The 17,555-nt window shown below is 39.0% G+C and carries 15 protein-coding genes; 12 read left to right on the top strand and 3 right to left on the bottom strand.

What is annotated here, in order from left to right:
- The first annotated feature begins 4 nt into the window (after positions 1 to 4).
- The 6 genes from ACFOHL_RS04355 (at position 5) to ACFOHL_RS04330 (ending at position 7,118) form a co-directional block, all read left to right on the top strand.
- Positions 5 to 1,228, top strand: a complete 1,224-nt coding sequence (locus ACFOHL_RS04355) for a TIGR03087 family PEP-CTERM/XrtA system glycosyltransferase (RefSeq protein WP_376918980.1) — start codon at positions 5 to 7, stop codon at positions 1,226 to 1,228.
- Positions 1,215 to 1,796 carry an acyltransferase gene (locus tag ACFOHL_RS04350; RefSeq protein WP_376918979.1) on the top strand — a complete coding sequence of 194 codons (582 nt, stop codon included), beginning with the start codon at positions 1,215 to 1,217 and terminating at the stop codon, positions 1,794 to 1,796. The genes ACFOHL_RS04355 and ACFOHL_RS04350 overlap by 14 nt, the downstream gene beginning before the upstream one ends.
- Before the next feature lie 69 nt (positions 1,797 to 1,865).
- Positions 1,866 to 3,833, top strand: coding sequence for an asparagine synthase (glutamine-hydrolyzing) (gene asnB / locus ACFOHL_RS04345; protein ID WP_376918978.1), 1,968 nt, complete (start codon positions 1,866 to 1,868; stop codon positions 3,831 to 3,833).
- The gene (locus ACFOHL_RS04340; RefSeq protein ID WP_376918977.1) at positions 3,826 to 4,923 is read left to right on the top strand and encodes a glycosyltransferase; all 1,098 of its coding nucleotides are present in this window, start codon (positions 3,826 to 3,828) and stop codon (positions 4,921 to 4,923) included. The genes asnB and ACFOHL_RS04340 overlap by 8 nt, the downstream gene beginning before the upstream one ends.
- A complete protein-coding gene (locus tag ACFOHL_RS04335; RefSeq protein ID WP_376918976.1) occupies positions 4,924 to 6,249 on the top strand; it encodes an O-antigen ligase family protein in 1,326 nt (441 codons plus the stop codon).
- A 14-nt stretch (positions 6,250 to 6,263) separates the two neighbouring features.
- Positions 6,264 to 7,118 (top strand): glycosyltransferase family A protein, encoded by an 855-nt coding sequence (locus ACFOHL_RS04330; RefSeq protein ID WP_376918975.1) that lies wholly within the window; start codon positions 6,264 to 6,266, stop codon positions 7,116 to 7,118.
- Positions 7,119 to 7,147: 29 nt separating this feature from the next.
- Here the strand turns inward: ACFOHL_RS04330 and ACFOHL_RS04325 are convergent, their stop codons facing one another.
- Both ACFOHL_RS04325 and ACFOHL_RS04320 read right to left on the bottom strand, forming a co-directional pair.
- Positions 7,148 to 8,215 (bottom strand): glycosyltransferase family 4 protein, encoded by a 1,068-nt coding sequence (locus ACFOHL_RS04325; RefSeq protein WP_376918974.1) that lies wholly within the window; start codon positions 8,213 to 8,215, stop codon positions 7,148 to 7,150.
- A gap of 194 nt (positions 8,216 to 8,409) precedes the next feature.
- On the bottom strand, positions 8,410 to 9,243 hold the full coding sequence (locus ACFOHL_RS04320; protein WP_376918973.1) for a hypothetical protein: 834 nt from the start codon (positions 9,241 to 9,243) through the stop codon (positions 8,410 to 8,412).
- A 608-nt stretch (positions 9,244 to 9,851) separates the two neighbouring features.
- On the opposite strand from ACFOHL_RS04320, the gene ACFOHL_RS04315 reads away from it, so the two are divergent.
- The gene (locus tag ACFOHL_RS04315) at positions 9,852 to 10,787 is read left to right on the top strand and encodes a glycosyltransferase (protein ID WP_376918972.1); all 936 of its coding nucleotides are present in this window, start codon (positions 9,852 to 9,854) and stop codon (positions 10,785 to 10,787) included.
- A 14-nt stretch (positions 10,788 to 10,801) separates the two neighbouring features.
- Here the strand turns inward: ACFOHL_RS04315 and ACFOHL_RS04310 are convergent, their stop codons facing one another.
- A complete protein-coding gene (locus ACFOHL_RS04310) occupies positions 10,802 to 11,611 on the bottom strand; it encodes a polysaccharide pyruvyl transferase family protein (protein WP_376918971.1) in 810 nt (269 codons plus the stop codon).
- A 264-nt stretch (positions 11,612 to 11,875) separates the two neighbouring features.
- Between ACFOHL_RS04310 and ACFOHL_RS04305 the strand changes: the two genes are divergently transcribed.
- From ACFOHL_RS04305 to ACFOHL_RS04285, 5 genes are all read left to right on the top strand, one after another.
- A complete protein-coding gene (locus ACFOHL_RS04305) occupies positions 11,876 to 12,727 on the top strand; it encodes a DUF707 domain-containing protein (protein ID WP_376918970.1) in 852 nt (283 codons plus the stop codon).
- A gap of 56 nt (positions 12,728 to 12,783) precedes the next feature.
- Positions 12,784 to 13,668: a glycosyltransferase family 8 protein gene (locus ACFOHL_RS04300; protein WP_376918969.1), complete on the top strand. Its 885-nt coding sequence runs from the start codon at positions 12,784 to 12,786 to the stop codon at positions 13,666 to 13,668.
- Positions 13,669 to 13,848: 180 nt separating this feature from the next.
- A complete protein-coding gene (locus ACFOHL_RS04295; RefSeq protein WP_376918968.1) occupies positions 13,849 to 15,339 on the top strand; it encodes an oligosaccharide flippase family protein in 1,491 nt (496 codons plus the stop codon).
- A 42-nt stretch (positions 15,340 to 15,381) separates the two neighbouring features.
- Positions 15,382 to 16,356 (top strand): hypothetical protein, encoded by a 975-nt coding sequence (locus ACFOHL_RS04290; protein ID WP_376918967.1) that lies wholly within the window; start codon positions 15,382 to 15,384, stop codon positions 16,354 to 16,356.
- 84 nt (positions 16,357 to 16,440) lie between these two features.
- Positions 16,441 to 17,337, top strand: coding sequence for a hypothetical protein (locus tag ACFOHL_RS04285; RefSeq protein WP_376918966.1), 897 nt, complete (start codon positions 16,441 to 16,443; stop codon positions 17,335 to 17,337).
- The last annotated feature ends 218 nt before the right edge of the window (positions 17,338 to 17,555 follow it).

Raw genomic sequence — 17,555 nt, 5'->3', positions numbered from 1 at the left:
ACGCATGCGAATATTGTTTGTTTGTCAACGCCTACCTTTTCCTCCAAACAAAGGTGAGAAGCTAAGAACTTATCATCAGATTAAGTATCTTCAAGAGAGCGGCATTGACGTAGAAGTGCTAGCGCCAGTAGAGAGCGAATCAGAGTTGAGAGATGCTGGGGAGCTTAGAGACTCTCTTGGATTGAATGTTTATCCTATCATGCGCAAATTCAATGTGTTTAACTACATGAAAGGGCTGTTAACCGAGACTGCTCTGAGCGTTGCCAAATTTTATGATAGTGAGGTGCAAAGCACGTTCGAGCGTATATTATCTACCGTTAAAATCGACTCAGTGATTTTTTCGGCATCTAGTTTGACGCCCTATTGGTGGCGGATGAGCCAAACAACTGACATTCGTGCGTATTGCGACTTCATGGATGTGGATTCTGACAAATGGCATCAGTATGCAGAGACGGCTGGTTTCGTAATGAAGTGGATTTACAAACGAGAGGCTCGGCTCATTCGAGAACTCGAGATAAAGAGTTGTGTTTCATTAGAGCGCTGCTTTTTAATTGCCGAAAAAGAACTGGAGATCATCGCTAATTTTTTGCCCGATAATGCGTCTTTGCCACTGGCTGTCGGTAATGGTATCGACACCTCTGAATTTTACCCGTCGGAAAGGCAGAGTTCCTTCGTTCTAAAAGAGCATAGTTCCCTAGAGTTTTTGTTTGTTGGGGTAATGGACTATAAACCGAATGTTGACGCAGTACTCTGGTTTGTCGAAAACGTTTGGCCACAAATAGTGTCGAAGTACCCACAGGCAAGATTTAGAATAGTTGGCATGTCTCCTATCCCCAAGGTAATAAAGCTCGCAGACCGAAAGGGTATCGAAGTAACGGGTAAAGTTAATGATGTAAGTGAATATTTTAGAAGTGCGGATATATTTGTTGCACCTTTTACTATTGCTCGCGGCGTGCAGAATAAAATTCTTCAAGCTATGGCCACAGGCCTACCTGTGATAACGAGTTCCAAAGGGGCAGAAGGCATCAATTGTAAACATCGACAGGACATTCTCATTGCCGATGAACCGGACACTTTTCTAGCTTCGCTCGATTTTCTCTTGGAGGGTGATCATTTTCGTACTATATCGCAGCATGCCAGACAAAAAATTGTGGAGGAATATTCTTGGGAAAAACACTTACAAGTGTTTAAACAAACTATTACTGGGGAGTTAAATGAAAGTAGCTAAACAGTTTATCTTTTATTTCCTATCGGTGGCTCTTTTTCCCTTGTTCCTTCTCTATCTACTCTTAAGTGCGGTGACAAGTGAAAAAGACGCGCTTTTTCAATCTTTTTGTCAGCTATTGAGCCTAGTTCCTGGCAAATTAGGTAGCTTCTGTCGAATCTGCTTTTACAAATGGCTTTGTACAGATGTAGACTTAGATATCTTTGTAGGATTTGGTGTGTTGTTGTCGCAACTTGATATTGATATTCGAGAGGGTGCTTACATCGGTCCACAGTCGAACTTAGGTTCCTGTCAAATTGGTAGAAATAGCTTGTTGGGTAGTGGGGTGCATGTGTTGAGTGGAAAAAATCAACATGGCTTTGAAGACATACGCGTTCCAATCAAAGACCAAAAAGGTGCATTAACCAAAGTGCGAGTTGGCGAAAACTGTTGGATAGGCAACGGGGCTATTGTCATGGCTGATTTGGGCGATAACACTATAGTTGCTGCCGGCAGTGTAGTAACAAAATCCTTCCCTGCGAATAGTATTGTAGGCGGAAACCCAGCAGTATTGATTAAAACGCGCGCTTGAATTGCGTTCGATCTTCGATAGGTAGTAGCAAAAGTCACGTATCTATTGATATGGATTAAAAGGAACATTATGTGCGGCATAGCCGGATTCTTGACAAATAACTACGCAAACCTCACTGAGCAGCACCTTAAACAAATGGGAGAGGCGATAGCGCATCGGGGGCCGGATGCGAGTGGTGAGCACCTTGATGAACAAGTCGGCCTTTGCCATCGCAGGCTGAGTATTTTGGATTTGTCTCCGCTTGGCCGCCAGCCAATGTATTCTGAAGACAACAACGTCGTGATTGTTTTCAATGGAGAGATATACAATTTTCTGGAACTACGTGCGGAGTTAGAGCAACAAGGTTGTCATTTCAAATCAAGCTCAGATACAGAAGTTATCATTAAGCTCTATGAGCGAGATGGTATTGATTGTCTACCGCTACTCAACGGCATGTTTGCATTTGCTCTATGGGACAAACAGCAAGAACAACTCTTTATTGCTCGTGACCGCTTAGGTAAAAAACCTTTGTACTACTATATGTCTGACGATACATATACATCCGAAGGCAGCGACGCCTCTGTTAGCAAAGCGGAAAACGCTAGTTTTGCGTATAATTTTAATTCGAATAGCAAATTTGCCTTTGCTTCAGAAATTAAGGCCTTGTTGACATTACCTGATATTAAAAAAGAGGTAAGAACAGACGCGGTCAGCGATTTTTTTGCTTATCAATATATCCCTGACCCCAAAAGTATTTTTAAACATATTCATAAATTGCCTCCCGCACATTATATGCTTGTTAAAGGGGGGACGCTAACGATAGAAAAATATTGGCAACTAAGCTTTGCTAATCAGTCGAGCGACAATGAGCAAGAGTCAGTTGAAAAGGTTAAATCACTTATTGCCGATGCCACGAAAAGACGCATGATCAGTGATGTTCCTTTGGGGGCATTCCTGAGTGGCGGTGTCGATTCGAGCGGCGTAGTGGCGACGATGTCCGCTCTATCTGAAAAGCCGATAAAAACTTGCACCATTGCTTTTGACAACGAAAAATACAATGAAGCAGAATTCGCTAAATTAGTATCTGAACAATATAAAACGGAACATCACGAATTCGCAGTAAACCAAAATGTAGAAGACTCAATCGAGCATGTTGTGAGCTTTTTTGATGAACCTTTTGGTGATCCATCACTTGTTCCTACTTTCTTTGTGTCAGAATTAGCGAGGAAAGAGGTCACAGTCGCTATTGCCGGTGATGGAGGGGATGAAGTCTTTGCAGGCTATGAAAAATATACCACTGATTATATAGAAAACCGCATCCGAGAAAAATTTCCTTCTTGGATCAGGCGGTACATTTTTCCTAGTTTAGCGTCATTTTGTGGCTTGATTAACATACGCACCTTCAAGCGTGCAAAAAGTCTGCTTCGTAGTTTGAGTGTCGAACCCGATATGGGCTTTTACATCAGTAACTCGTTTATTACTGACGAACAATGGCAGGACATTATTAAACCACAGATTCGTCAAGAGCTCGGTGACTACCACCCTTCAATCTATACCTTACAGCATTATGCTTCTGCAGATGGAAACGATCACTTAAGTAAGATTTTGTACACAGATATGAAAACGTACATGAGTGCTGGGATTCTGGTTAAGGTAGACAGAATGAGCATGGCGAATTCTTTAGAAGTGCGAGCTCCTATAATGGATAAAGAGGTCATCGAGTTTGCCGCTACTATGCCGTCTAGCATGAAGCTGCGAGGAACAGAAAAGAAATATGCTTTAAAAGAAGCCTTTAAATCCATGTTGAGTGAGGATATTTTGTACCGCAAAAAAATGGGCTTCTCAGTTCCGCTAGCGCAGTGGTTTCGAGTCGAACTAAAAAGCATTGCGTCGAAGTATTTGCTGGAGCAAGCCGAAGGGATACCGCATTATTTTGACAAAGACAAAGTAAGCAAATTGTGGCATGAGCATCAATCAGGGAGTGAAGATCATAGCGCGGTGTTATGGTCGATGCTGATGTTTGAAATGTGGTGGCATAGGTATATGCGAAATGCCTAAAAAAAACGTACTGCATATCACCTATGACATGCGCATTGGTGGCACGGAAATGGTGATTAAAAATATTGTCAATGGGTTGAAACTCGATGTAAATATGTCTTTGTTTTGCATTGAAGAACCAATTGGTCAATGGGGGAAGGATCTCATTGAAGAAGGTATCCCGTGCCATAGCTTTGAGCGTAGAGAGGGTTTTGATTGGCGATTGATAGTGGCGATACGAAAGGTTATCAACAATAAGCAGATTGATATCGTGCATTGCCATCAGTATACGCCATGGGTATACGGTGCGATTGCAACGTTTGGAACAAAGGCTCGTGTTTTGTTTACAGAACATGGGCGTTTTTATCCTGACTCTTCTAACTGGAAAAGGCGCCTGGTTAACCCCTTACTTTCAAATATGACCAAAAGCATTACTGCGATTTCAGCAGCAACTAAACAAGCATTGGTCGACTATGAATTTCTGTCTGAAAGTAAAATCAAAGTCGTGTACAACGGTATTGAAAAAGTCATTCCGTCTCAAGACCAAGTCGAAATAAAACGAGCACTCGATATTTCAGAAGGAAAGGTGGTGTTTGGTACCATCGCTCGCTTAGACCCAATCAAAAACCAGACAATGATGTTGGAAGCTTTTGCTAATGTTATATCTAGAGGGCTGGATGCAATTTTGCTGGTAGTGGGTGATGGTGAACTTATGGAAAGTTTGCAACAACTTGCTAAGCGACTTGATATTGAAAAGCGAGTAATTTTTACTGGATACAAACCTTATCCTGCCGATTACTTAAATATTATGGATGTGTTTTTACTTTCTTCTTTGAGTGAGGGTACATCGATGACCTTACTAGAGGCAATGTCTTTGGCTAAGCCCAGTGTGGTAACCGATGCTGGCGGTAATTCTGAAATTATCAAGCATAAAGTCAATGGTCTTGTTGTGCCAAATGACGACCAACAAGCATTTGCAGATGCAATGTTTGGTTTAGCTTCGCATATTGGTTTATTAAATGAGTATGCTAGCAATGCTTTAAAAATTTATCAGGAACAGTTCTCTTCGGTGACTATGAATCAACAATATCTCTCGATTTACGGTAAATAAATGTTTGTCACCTTTGTATATTTACTTATAGCAGGTTCTATCATACTGCTTATTTCCGCCCCTTGGGTTGCTGCAGTGAGCTATGCGTTCTTGTCGATGTTGCAGCCGCAATACATTTGGTTTTGGGCCTTTCAAAATGTGTCTTTATTCAAAATTACGGCCGGTATCGCTATTATGGGTTGGGGTTTTTGTATGTTGCGTGGGCAGATTAACTGGCGTGTTTACAACAACTTTATTTTTTTTGGGGTAATCGCTCTGTTGGCTCTATATCACTTGTCAGAGCTATTTACGCCATTTAAATCATACAGCTCATCGGTTAGCTCAGATTTGGTAATGGGTATTTACTTTACTATCGTTCTCATGTTCATCGTCGTTTTGGGCTTAATCAACAACAAATTAGCAGTTCAGTTTTTGTCTTGGGGATTTATCGCACTCACCTTGTATTACGCCTGGTGGGCAAATGAACTGTATTTTTCAGGTAATTGGGCCATGTTTAAAAATGGCAGACTGACAGGACCATTTGGCAGTCCATATGGTGATGGCAATGTATTGTCTATCATATGGGTTATTGGGATGCCTTTTATCATCTTTTCTATTTTTAATGTAAAGAGTATTTGGGTGAAAGTAGGGCTTATATGCTGTATTCCTCTCATTTTACATGCAATTATTTTGTGTGCCTCACGAGGCGCACTACTTAGTACTGGTATGGCAACACTTTTCGCCGCCACTATAGTACGTTCAAAAGCTTTTAATATAATACTGGCGCTTGGAATGGGTATTTTTATTATTGATCAAGGCGCGCAATTGATGAGCCGAACGGTTTCTACCGTCCAACAAGCAAGATCAGAGACTGAACAGCCCCTAAACCCTCGCCTTGTTTCTTGGAAAGTGGGGTATGAGCTAGTTAAGAGCCGGCCTCTATTTGGTGTGGGGCCACAACGCTTCCTTGAAGCCTCTTCTTTCTATACCGATAACCGCTCACCTCACGTTGCCCATAATACTTTGGTGAATTTTGCTGCAAACCTAGGAATTTTTGCTGGTTTTATCTACTTGGGTTTTTTCTACAAAGCTTGGCGAATGTTTAAACAAAATAAAAAGAAACTTGAGGAATCACCCGACAAGTTATTTGAGTTTGTGAACAATGCAACTATTTGTTCTATGGTAGGTTTTTTCTTCGGTGCTTTATTTTTAGACCTAATAATATTCGAACCTTTTTTCTTCCTGTTGATATTACTCGTAGCCAATAATTTCTTGATTTCTCAGCTTGGTGACAAACAACAAGCTGTTGTCGACAACCTCAAACAAACTAAGACAACAAGAGCTTAACTAGGGACTATTTTATGTACAACATTGTGATGTTCGCGTACAACGAAGAGAAGAACATTCAATCGTCTTTGCGTAGCATATTTGAAAACAAAGGTGCTAAGCTCAATAAAGTTTATCTTATCGCGAACGGATGCACAGACGCCACGACAGAGGAGGCGGAAAATTTAAAAAACAAGCTGGATTTTACCGAGTTAAATGTAATTAGTTTGGATATTGGCGACAAATGCAATGCTTGGAATCACTATATGCATAATCTAAGTTCAGATACGGAAATACATTTCTTTGTTGATGCCGATGTTAAGTTTTCCCCAAACTGTTTTGAACAAATGCACGAAAAGCTGGAGCATACAGAAGAGTCGACAGTGGCGATTGCAGGCTTTCCATTGAGTGGTCGAAATATCGATTTCTATCGTTCTTTAGTTATCGAGAGAGCGTGTTTTTTTGGTAATTTGTACGGATTAAAAAATAGTTTTGTTAACAGAATAAAAGAAGAACAATTTCATTTGCCGATTGGTTTGAATTGGATTGATTCATTTTTGACAAAAGCAGTCAACACAGATCTCCAGTTTTTTGACTACAACTTACCTAATCGAGTAACCTATTTAGAAGGGGTTGGTTATTCCTTTACAAGTCTTTCCCCGCTTAATCTTGATGATATCAAGCTATATTTCAACAGGATTGCTCGTTATGAATTGGGTAAAATACAAGAGAAGTACTTGGATGCATTAAGTGTGAAGTGTTGGCCAGAGAATATGTTTGGGATCAATGAAGAGATCGCGCAGAATTTTGAAGAGGATACTAAATCACTGTCTTTTTATAAGAAAAGATTGGTGAAAGCTAGGTTGAGTAAATTAGTTAAGAAAAAATAACCAAGATAAACAGTCTATAGCGTTTTTTGTCAAAGATCCTCAAATATTTCTAATAAGGCACTGACGTGTTGTTTTGGTGAGGTATTTGGATCCAAAGCCATATGTGCTTCTTCTCCCATTCTTTCGAGTGGATGTGTATTTAGACCCCTCAAGGTATCAATAAGATCAGTCTCGTAGTCTTGGAATATAAAACCTGTGGTATTGTGCTGAACATTTTCGACTAAACCGCCCACTGCGCTGATTATGGCAGGACGTTTTCTAATTGCTGCTTCTAAAGGAATAAGGCCTAATGGCTCTTGCTTTGATGGCACTACTACTATGTCAATTGAGTCGTAAAACGTATCTAAGTCGTTAACAAAACCCAACCATTCTACCTGTGAAGTAAGCTTATGCTCGTCGATAAAAGACTGTACTTGATGGATGTAAGCCTGTGTATTTGAGTTATCGCACCCTGCAATCCGCAGTTGCCAAGAATATGTTAACTTTGCCTTTTCCAAGGCTTTAACTAGTTCAAATAAGCCTTTCTCATCGCGAATCTGACCAATAAACCCTATAACTATTTTACTATCTTTGGCTCTAGAGTGGATTGCGCGTTGAGGTTTGTTGATCGGATCAATAAGTTGGGCGTTAAGCCCTGAATAGAGGGGGAAGGTTTCTGAAAAGCTCTTTTTAATGAATGAACTTATGCTGACCACGGCATTCGCACCTTGATCAAACCACCATGTTGTACTTGAGTCAATTGGGTCTCTTAAATGAACAACTGTTTTGATACCCAAAAGCTTAAGTAGGCTCGGAATAATTTTATATGTCCAAATCTGATTACTATGTATAACTTGTATCCGATAGCGTATACACCAAAAAATTATTTTTGCTTGAACAATCAATCGTTGCGCAGCAGTTAACTTGTTTGCAAGGAGCTCAATTTGTACGCAAGGAATGTTTTCCGATGCTGCCCACGCAATCATTGGTGATTTAGCGGGTACAAAGAGTATTGGCGCGAATTTGGGGTGCTGATTTATTTCATGCAATATAATTTGCAAGCACCTTTCTGCTCCACTGATAAATGGTGCTTGTGAAAAAAATCCAATATACTTCAAAGTATTACCCCAAATCTCTTACCAAACATAGTCAGTATGCAATACTTCATATTGTGGGTTCAAGAGAATGTCAAAACTAGGAAATAAATAAATTAACTAGCGTGCTGTCTGCGAAGTTGACAAGGTAGAAAATAGTCGACTCTGAAACTGAGGGTTCATATGTTAGAAGCACTATCAAGAAGTTGTGGGCTAAGTTAAGCGATAATATTGCTTGCTATCTGCAATTGTTTCAGGTTTGAAATCATCTGCAAACCAATAAAACTTAAAAACGCAAATTTTACCCAAACCTGTTTATGATGCAGCATAATATTTGCTACAAATATTACGAGGAAAGGCATCCAATGAAGCGAATACAAGAAGGTTTCGTCGCCATAAATCGCATGTAAACACAACTGGCCAATAATCAAATATAACAAAAAATTGTTGGTTTGCGTCTTGTTTGACTGGTAGTAAATGAAAGCCGCGTAAACTAAAAGAGCGAGCCATGAAAATGCTAGGAGATTATTTAGTGTTAATACACCCTGACTACGCAATGTCTGAATTGAGAACAATGGAAAAGCTTCTGCATAAGGATTAGGTAATGCATGTAATTCGGGTATCACAAACGAAGAAATGAAAAATACTCGTAGTTTGTCAATGAACGTACCAGACTCTTCCATAAAGACATATTGAGCTTCATTTCCTATAAATAGAAAAAATTCAGAAGATGGAAAAATCTTAAATTGTATTGCTGATAAGATTGCAACAATAATAAATGTCGTTTTAAGTATTTCTATCGCCAGTTTTTTTGGGAATCGCATAAATGTCGCGATAAATCCAGCCATCCAGTTTGTCACCGTTACGGACAGTGCGGCAATGTTTGCTAGAATATAGAACAAATAACTGTATTTATTTTTCTCGTTGGTGCACATCACAAGCATGACAACGAGCATGCTGATCGAGCCCAAAAGAAAACTCTCCGGAATGATGGCAAAAAACAAAAAAGATGCGGAAGATACACCCAATAATACAATTATCAATGATGACATAAAGCTGTGGTCTAGCTTTCTTGCGATCACAAACAATATGCATACCCAGCAAGCAGAGTAAGTAGCTAGTACAATATTTATTGCTTCTTTCGGAGCGAACCCCAAAAATAGCAATGCTTGTGTTGGGAGACTCGTCAACAAGGATAGGAGAGGGTGTAGGTTGGTGCGTGAATGATCTTCCCACCTCGAAATGTAAATCTCCACGTACCTTGTGGTGTCTGCTTGAAACCACATATTATCGCCATGACTAAGCGCATAAAAATTAAGTGTGTTTGCTCCAAGGAATACTATAGTAAACGTTGCAATTGAAATCGTAAGCATCACTAGGTAGTCATACTTCGACAGCGTTACAGCGGGATTACGCGTCCTATTTCCATAAGTCAATTTTTATTCCCTTCAAAAATAGTAAGTTACATCACGATATGGGTTAAGTATTTTTATACTAGAGGCTGTCTATCTTATGTTGACAACTGGCGAGTCCACATAAGATAAACAGTCTCTAAAATACGCAAAAATCTTACTGCAAAAAGTGTTATCAGTATATACATTTGCGTATCCCTATGTTCAACTAAAAATAATAACACGAGCGAACTATTACAAGGCAGTCAATGGAAGCAATAATCACAGTGTTGATGCCCGTGTATAACGGCAATCAGAAACACTTAACACTGTCAATCAACAGTATACTGGGGCAGACACTCACAGATTTTGAATTTCTGATTGTGAATGATGGTAGTGGTGCAGAGATTAGTGCACTTCTAAATAAGATTGCATGCTCAGATGAGCGAGTTAGGTTAATCAACTGTGAACAGAACGGTGGCATCGTAAATGCACTCAATATTGGATTAAAAAACACCCATACCAAATGGCTTGCTCGTCACGATTCTGATGATATTGCTGAACCACAGCGACTAGCAAAACAATTGGAATATATGCAAAATAATCCCCAGATTGACGCCAGTTTTACTGGCGCAATTATCATAGACGAAGGAGGCAAACGTCAAAGTGCACTCGGTGTATCTACAGAACATGAAACTATGGCCGCAGAACTTGCTTTTAACTCAAGACTGAGACATCCATCTTTATTCATTAAAACTGAAGTGCTAGAAAAGCTTGGTGGGTACACTAGTGGATACGGTATTTCTGAAGACTATCGACTTTGGGTTGACTTGGTGATGAGTGGGTTTACCTTAGGAGGAATAAATCAAAATCTGATCCAATATAGACTCACTCCAGATTCGTTTGAAAAACGAATGAAGATGTGGTGTTCAACCATTGTTATTTCACAAGAATTCATCGAGCGTTATTACCAGATTAATATATCAGAAAGTATTTTTCAGAAATTTTGGTATAACGTTTTCGCAGGTCTACCCAACTATCGCTTGACCTTTCGAGAGTTAAAAGAAGTCATAACATTTATAAAAGCACTTAGGAAAAAGCATTTGTTCGATGCAGTTTGGCGCCAAGAGATTATTTGGCGCTGTAGACAAAATGTTAATGTTTCTACCCTGCCCATATTATTATATTTTACTCTTATTAAGTAAGGGCTATTCGTCCATTATTCGTATAAATCATATGGGAATGCCTTGATTAGCGCTTGCTGGCGTGTCAATAAATCTGGAATGGGAGGCATTGTTGCTATCAGCGCCTCTTCTATACTCTTGGCGCTGTGAAAAGTGTCTCTGCCCGTGCCTTTGTAATAATCTTCATATTTAAAAGCGCTTTCTCCACTACCTGAGTCATAAAAAACCGCTTCTATACCATAGGCTTCAGCTAGTATAATTCCATGTAAGCTGCTAGAGATTACCTTTTTCGCAGATAGTAACTTTTTAATGAATTGGCTTGGCATTAAGCGAGGCGAGATAAGTTTCTCGGTATAGGCTTTATATTTATTCATATCGTCGTTTAGTTGCGGAACAATAACAAAATCTCTTTTCTCTGTTTTTGATTGCAAAAGTGAAGCAGGGTAAATAAACGGCGCAAGTATTCCAGGATCACCATATATTTCGGGACAATCAATACCTTTAGACAAAAGATAGTGACGGGTTAAAGGTCCTCTTACTGCGGAGACGTTCAAGGTATTATAAACATGCATATGTTCAGATATTTTTCCGTTTTTGCCCGTTCCCCAAAGTGTATCGCCATTGGCTGCAAAATGTAGCACCGAACCAATAGACAATAATTTACCTGATTTAATTTGAGATACGTCTTTATCTTCCAAATTTAGACAATAGTTCACTGTTTCAAACGCTAAGTAATCACCTATGTTAGGTACACCATCTTTTGGTTGCCAAAAATAGGCAAAATCTCTGTGCTCTAGTGCCTTGTCTAAGCGTGATCTTTTTTTTAATTTCTTTTTAAACAACATTGACCTTCTCAATTATTGAAAAACATATACTTAAATTTGTCCCGGTAAATTTGAAATATATTTATATTGGATGAAAAAATGCTTATTCAGTCGCATAGCCGTATCTTCAGCATGGTTGATTCTGCTAAGAAACTTCCAGCCATGCATAATTACGTTGTGATAAATAGCAAACAAAGATAAAACAGTCTCTGGTAAATTGGGTAAGTATTATTGTACTATCAAGCACCTTAGATACAATTACAATATTGTGTAGTGAAGCTTGATTTGACTGTTCTTTCCAAAAGTTTAGATAAAAGCAATCATCCCTATTTAGTGTTTACTTCTGCAGGTAATAAGACGGCACTAACCAGCTGGGTACTTGGTGATAAAAACTTCGATTTGTTTTGTGTGTATTACGCACAAGGAAATGAGGATAACTTAGCGTCTTCGTCTGATTATTTCGTCAAGCACAAAGGTGCAAAATTTCCTAATTTACTTTGGGTTTACCAACATTGGCCGGATATTCTTAATCGTTACGACTATATTCTGGTGATTGATGATGATCTGACTTTACGCGCAGAGGATTTTAATCGCCATTTTGCCATGCATAAAGCAGAAAAACTATGGTTGTCGCAGCTTGCATTTCACCGAAGAGGCAAAGTAAATCACAAAATTAATGAAGCTAAACCATTCAGTTATATGCGGTATACCAACTTTGTGGAAGTCAATTCGCCTCTATTTGAACGTGAATCATTGTTGATGTTTCTTAAAGAGTACGATGCTGAGGTAGTGGGAATCGGTGTGGATTATTGGTACTCGAGCCGTCTTGCAGACAAGGATACGGAGCGCAACAAAATAGCCATTTTTGATATTATCCCTTGCTGTAACCCTAGAGATCAAATTGCTAAGGGGGGAGTACGTGAGATTGATACCGCGGTGAGTTTTGACGATCGAATGAAAAGTTGGGACATAAAATCTCAAAAACTAGGTATTGAAAGAAATTATCAAAAAATAGAATATCGCGCCGTGCGACCTCAGCGCTTTATCGCTACTATATTGCCAAGCTTGAAGGTATTGTTTTTTAAAGTGTTATATCACACATACAAAAAACTTACATTTAGTCAGCCTTATCCCTAGACGTTTGGTGCGTATACAGCTTACATCAACTAGTCTTTGTATGATTGCGAGAAAAAATGCGACAGCACTCTAGAATACAAATTGCCTTTTGCTTGGATGACAACTATGTTCAACAAGTAGATGCGGTTATCCGCTCGATTGCGGCGACTAATGCAAACAATGCTATTGATATCCATTTGGTTTTTAATGATCTGTCTATTAGAAATCAATCCTATTTTGAGCAGCACCAATCTGAAAACTTGTCGATTCATTTTGTTAGCACGGACATTTTGGTTGATGATGTTGGTCCTAAGAACCATGTATCTAAAGCTACATTTGTTAAATTTGAGATTATTAAGGCAATCGACGGGCTTGATAAAATTTTGTACTTAGATGGCGATATCATTGTGTTGGACGATCTTTTGCCACTTTGGGAGACAGACATCTCTGATTATTGTTTAGGAGCAGTGGAAAATCCATTTTCATCTCGCCATGAAGCACTCAATATGCATTCGGATGCGGTATATTTCAATGCTGGTGTGTTATTGATGAATTTAAAAATGATGAGACAAACTGGATTTTATGCGCGAGCACATGAATATATTAACAAGCAAGGTCAACACTTAATTTTCCATGATCAGGATGTGTTCAATCACTTGGTGAATGGTTGTTTTTATCAAATGGATGCAATTTATAACTATCAAACGTTTTTTATTAGAAAAATACACCTTTTTGACAAAGTAGAACAACGAACGCTGAGGGAAGCGTTAGATAAAGCTGTTATCATGCATTACTCTTCTGGGATCAAACCGTGGTTTTATTTAGATCCCCATCCAAGAGCCAAATTGTTTCGACGATACTATACTGGCGCTTTGCGCAGGGATGTTTCAGAGAGTTTACTTAGACAGGTTGTGCGCTATTTGGTAGTAAAAGCGTATTACTTTACACATAAAATCATATAGTTTGCTACTGGTGGCTATACTGAAAAGTTATCACTAGCTATATGTCGCTTTTTCCTTACGTATTATTCGCCTTGTTATTAGTTGTTAGGGATTTCGCAGTGTTTTTTACGGTAATGCTAACATTGCATTATGAGCTATTTTCATTTCTTATTAATTTGACCAAACTGGACATTCACTTTTATGGCAAATGTTAAAAAACTTTTTTCAGCAAGTATGCTGTTGAGTGGAGCAGAAGTATTTCGAAAAATGGTTGGCTTGGTCAGCACATTAATACTTGTAAGACTATTAGTACCTGAAGATTTCGGTATTATTGCAATCGCGTTGTTGGTGATGGGCTTTTTTGACGCTCTAAAACAGCTTGGTGGAGGAGCATACTTGATGCGCTCTAAAACTATTAATGACGATATGATAAACACTACTTGGACAATCAGCTTTATTAGCAACGTATTTACATCGTCAATGCTCATCATTTTTTCACCCCTCTTTGTTAGCTATTACGGAGACGATAGGCTACAAAATATTCTATACGTGTGCGCCAGTATGTTTATTGTGTCTGGTTTAGCAAATCCTGGAATAATCCACTTAAAGCGAGCACAGAACTACGTACCGATTACGAAGGTTAGTATTGCTGGAAAAGTATTGGCTGTTATTATTTCAGTGACTTTAGCCTTTACCTTGAAAAATTATTGGGCTTTGATTGCAGGGCAGTTTACGATGGCTATTGTAGCAAGTGCCGGCTCATATATTATACATTCCCACAGACCCAAATTTACCTTGGTGAACTTTAAAGCGCAGTGGAGTTTTTCAAGTTGGTTGTGGCTACAGTCTTTGATGGGGTATGGCAAGGCTCAGCTTGATACAATAATTGTGAGTTCCTCATTTTCTAGTGCCAGTCTTGGCTCCTATCACACCATCAAATACTTGTCTTCTTTTCCAGTAACTTATTTTATTGGTCCAGCAACGCAACCTCTCCTCGTTCAATTATCAGAAATTCGAGATAATAAATCATATTTTGAACAACAGTTTGCTGTCATTATGATTGCCTTATTTTTATTCGCTGCGCCAATAGTTGGATTTATGATTGGGAATCATTTGTTGATAACAGAAGTTTTTTTAGGAGGTAGTTGGACGGAGTACTCGATTTTGTTCGCTGTTTTCTCAATATCATTGATAAGTTCAACTTTGCTTGGAAATACAATCCAACTACTCATTATTGATGGCAATACTCGAATGTGTTTTATTATCGAAACATTTAGTTTCGTGGCGATATACAGCGCACTTTTGTTGTTAAGTTTGGATTCTATTCAAGCATTCGCGATAACAAAAGTCGCAATAGAAGCCACGCTTGCTACTCTGTTTTCCGTAGTTATCATTGTAAAATATTTTGGTTGGAAAACACTTTTGCAAATTTTTTTCCAGTTCGCCTTAATATCAATTATTGTAGTCCTTGCGTCCATCACAAATGCAGTTGTACCTAGTACCTTACCTTTGCTCGTTGAGGCATTATTATGCGGTTTGTTGTTCTTGTGCGTTTATCTGCCCCTTACTTATACTATGCTAATCGTGATGAAGAAACGCAGCCGAGTTTGGAAATATCTGTTTAATTTGTTCCATAAATTTATGCAGACTCTTCAGCTTAGACTTGGACGAAACAAGCCTTTTGTCGAATAAAGCTAGGTGCATTACCTTTAGACTATTATGTTTGAGTAAATTATGGCCAACGCAAAAAAAACACATATAGTTTGTTACCCAAGAGTAAACAATACAAATCAATATATAGACTTAAATACTCGGATATGGAAAGGTTGCGGCTTTTCGGTGGAACAAACCGATCTTTTATTAAGTGAAATTCGCCATGTTCTTACTATTGATAAACAGAGTGTGCTGATATTAAACTGGTTTGAAGACCGTGTATCTTATCGAAGCTCTGCGTTACTTGAAATTATCAAATCTACTTTCATTCTAATTGTATGTCGGTTTAAGTTTAGAAAAATTATTTGGGTGCGGCACAATCTAAACCCACATAGTGGCAAAGCTTTCAGGTGGTTCTCACTATTGAGGAAGCTATTGTCAAGCTTCTCTGACGCAGTTGTTGCTCATCGGCCAACGCAGCAGTTAGATATAGAATATATACCTCATCCACTGTATCTACCAAAAGCGGTACTTGTATCACGAGCAAGTGCCACTGCACCATTTCTTATTGTGGGAGTGGTAAAAAAGTATAAAGGTATAGTCGAGTTATTATCGGTGTGGCCCGCAAACTTAACGATTAGAGTAGTCGGTAAGTGCAGTGACTCAGACTTAGAAAAAGAAATACATACGGTAATACAGAGTCGAAAGCTAAACTGTACATTTGTAAACGCCTTTTTGTCGGCAGAAGAGCTTGAACGCGAAATAAAGTCAGCGAAATTTGTTGTACTACCGCATGCAGATAACTCAATGCTAGTCACCGGCGTATACTTTCATGCGATCAGTTTAGGTGTGCCATGTTTGATTTCTAAAGGTGATTTTGGGCATTACATAAAATCTGAGATTGGTGATACCCCCTTGTTTTCTAGAACGACGATAGCCAATGATCTCGAATTATTGGCGGATATTGATAGAGAGGCCTTGGTTCAGCAGTCGCAAAACAACTTTAATGATGCAAGAATTGAATCTCGATGGTTATCTATTGTTACCTACCTTTAAAGCTACAATTTGATAAAAAAGACAACAGTATTTTTTTTAAAGAAGTGATAGTATGTAACACAAACAGCAGTGTTACACTTAAATATGCACAAAGAATTTCGGCTCAGAACTAACTCGCTTGGAAAGTCTCGAGTATTAAATTTTATTGTACCAATACGTCACCCAGATACGGTAAAGGACAAAGAACACCAGCAAGACTGCTTATCTCAACTATTTCGTTCTTTTGACAATCAAAACTGCAATGCTTGGAAAGTGTATATTGCTTGCAATACAGAGCAGAAACTCCCTGAATTACCAAAGAATTTTCATGTCGTTTACGTTAACATTAGACCTTCAAACCATGAGGTTGCGAGCTTGACTAGGGAAGAAATGTTTGTTGCGATTCGCCATGATAAAGGTAGCAGAATCGCTGCAGCTATGGACTGTGTGGAAGACGACGAGCTAGTGATGGTAGTTGACGACGATGATTTGTTACACGAGAATTTGGTTTCTTTCATTACAGATAAGGTTGAACAGAAATTTTTTTATGTCGAAAAAGGATACTTTTGGGAGAGCGGAACCAAGCGCCTTGGTAAAATTGACAATATCCACAAATTTTGCGGATCCACTTTGATACTTCCTAAGAATGCTTATGCTATGTTCAACGAGAATGAGTTGAACTCACTGGGTATGGTAAACCATGATTACGGTATCGCTGAGATCGGAAGTCATCATTTAATATTCAAGCGCTTCAAAGTTGAGGAAGGGCATTGGCTTGCGGTGCCCTTTAGAGCGGTAATATATCGTGTTCAACACACAAATGCCTCACTTACAAGATTTTCTGCTAATTCACGCCTATCTTCAAAAACTGGAAGCGTTCTGTATAGATTATTAAGTATAGCAAAGGGAATAAAACGTGGTCTGCGAGGAGACCCACGCGGTGGTATCGGAATTTTTCCTATGACTCAGAGGCTCAGGCGAGCCTTTTTTGGAAAGAATTGAACCATAAATCGGATACTTTTTATCGCCTGTCTTAAAACACCTACTTAGATGTGATCAGACCAAATCGACCATGCCTGTTGTCTCATGGTCAATTCTCAGGCAAGTTTTCTTGAGTGATCTGACCATTACAACTAGGCAAAGCGCTGAACTCTGGTGTCAGTCAAAACAATTACACCTAGTTAACGCCCAGCAATGATTTGATAATGTGCCTTTCACTT

It is taken from the genome of Agaribacter flavus (assembly GCF_042646125.1).
Lineage (GTDB): Bacteria > Pseudomonadota > Gammaproteobacteria > Enterobacterales > Alteromonadaceae > Glaciecola > Glaciecola flavus.
The sequence above is the reverse complement of the archived record's forward strand: the minus strand, read 5'-3'. Positions and strand labels throughout refer to the sequence as shown.

What these genes read in the sequence shown, in the direction of transcription:
- ACFOHL_RS04355 (WP_376918980.1), top strand. Translation starts at nt 5, where the DNA reads ATGCGAATATTGTTTGTTTGTCAACGCCTACCTTTTCCTCCAAACAAA.
- ACFOHL_RS04350 (WP_376918979.1), top strand. Translation starts at nt 1,215, where the DNA reads ATGAAAGTAGCTAAACAGTTTATCTTTTATTTCCTATCGGTGGCTCTT.
- asnB (WP_376918978.1), top strand. Translation starts at nt 1,866, where the DNA reads ATGTGCGGCATAGCCGGATTCTTGACAAATAACTACGCAAACCTCACT.
- ACFOHL_RS04340 (WP_376918977.1), top strand. Translation starts at nt 3,826, where the DNA reads ATGCCTAAAAAAAACGTACTGCATATCACCTATGACATGCGCATTGGT.
- ACFOHL_RS04335 (WP_376918976.1), top strand. Translation starts at nt 4,924, where the DNA reads ATGTTTGTCACCTTTGTATATTTACTTATAGCAGGTTCTATCATACTG.
- ACFOHL_RS04330 (WP_376918975.1), top strand. Translation starts at nt 6,264, where the DNA reads ATGTACAACATTGTGATGTTCGCGTACAACGAAGAGAAGAACATTCAA.
- ACFOHL_RS04320 (WP_376918973.1), bottom strand. Translation starts at nt 9,243, where the DNA reads ATGTCATCATTGATAATTGTATTATTGGGTGTATCTTCCGCATCTTTT.
- ACFOHL_RS04315 (WP_376918972.1), top strand. Translation starts at nt 9,852, where the DNA reads ATGGAAGCAATAATCACAGTGTTGATGCCCGTGTATAACGGCAATCAG.
- ACFOHL_RS04310 (WP_376918971.1), bottom strand. Translation starts at nt 11,611, where the DNA reads ATGTTGTTTAAAAAGAAATTAAAAAAAAGATCACGCTTAGACAAGGCA.
- ACFOHL_RS04300 (WP_376918969.1), top strand. Translation starts at nt 12,784, where the DNA reads ATGCGACAGCACTCTAGAATACAAATTGCCTTTTGCTTGGATGACAAC.
- ACFOHL_RS04295 (WP_376918968.1), top strand. Translation starts at nt 13,849, where the DNA reads ATGGCAAATGTTAAAAAACTTTTTTCAGCAAGTATGCTGTTGAGTGGA.
- ACFOHL_RS04290 (WP_376918967.1), top strand. Translation starts at nt 15,382, where the DNA reads ATGGCCAACGCAAAAAAAACACATATAGTTTGTTACCCAAGAGTAAAC.
- ACFOHL_RS04285 (WP_376918966.1), top strand. Translation starts at nt 16,441, where the DNA reads ATGCACAAAGAATTTCGGCTCAGAACTAACTCGCTTGGAAAGTCTCGA.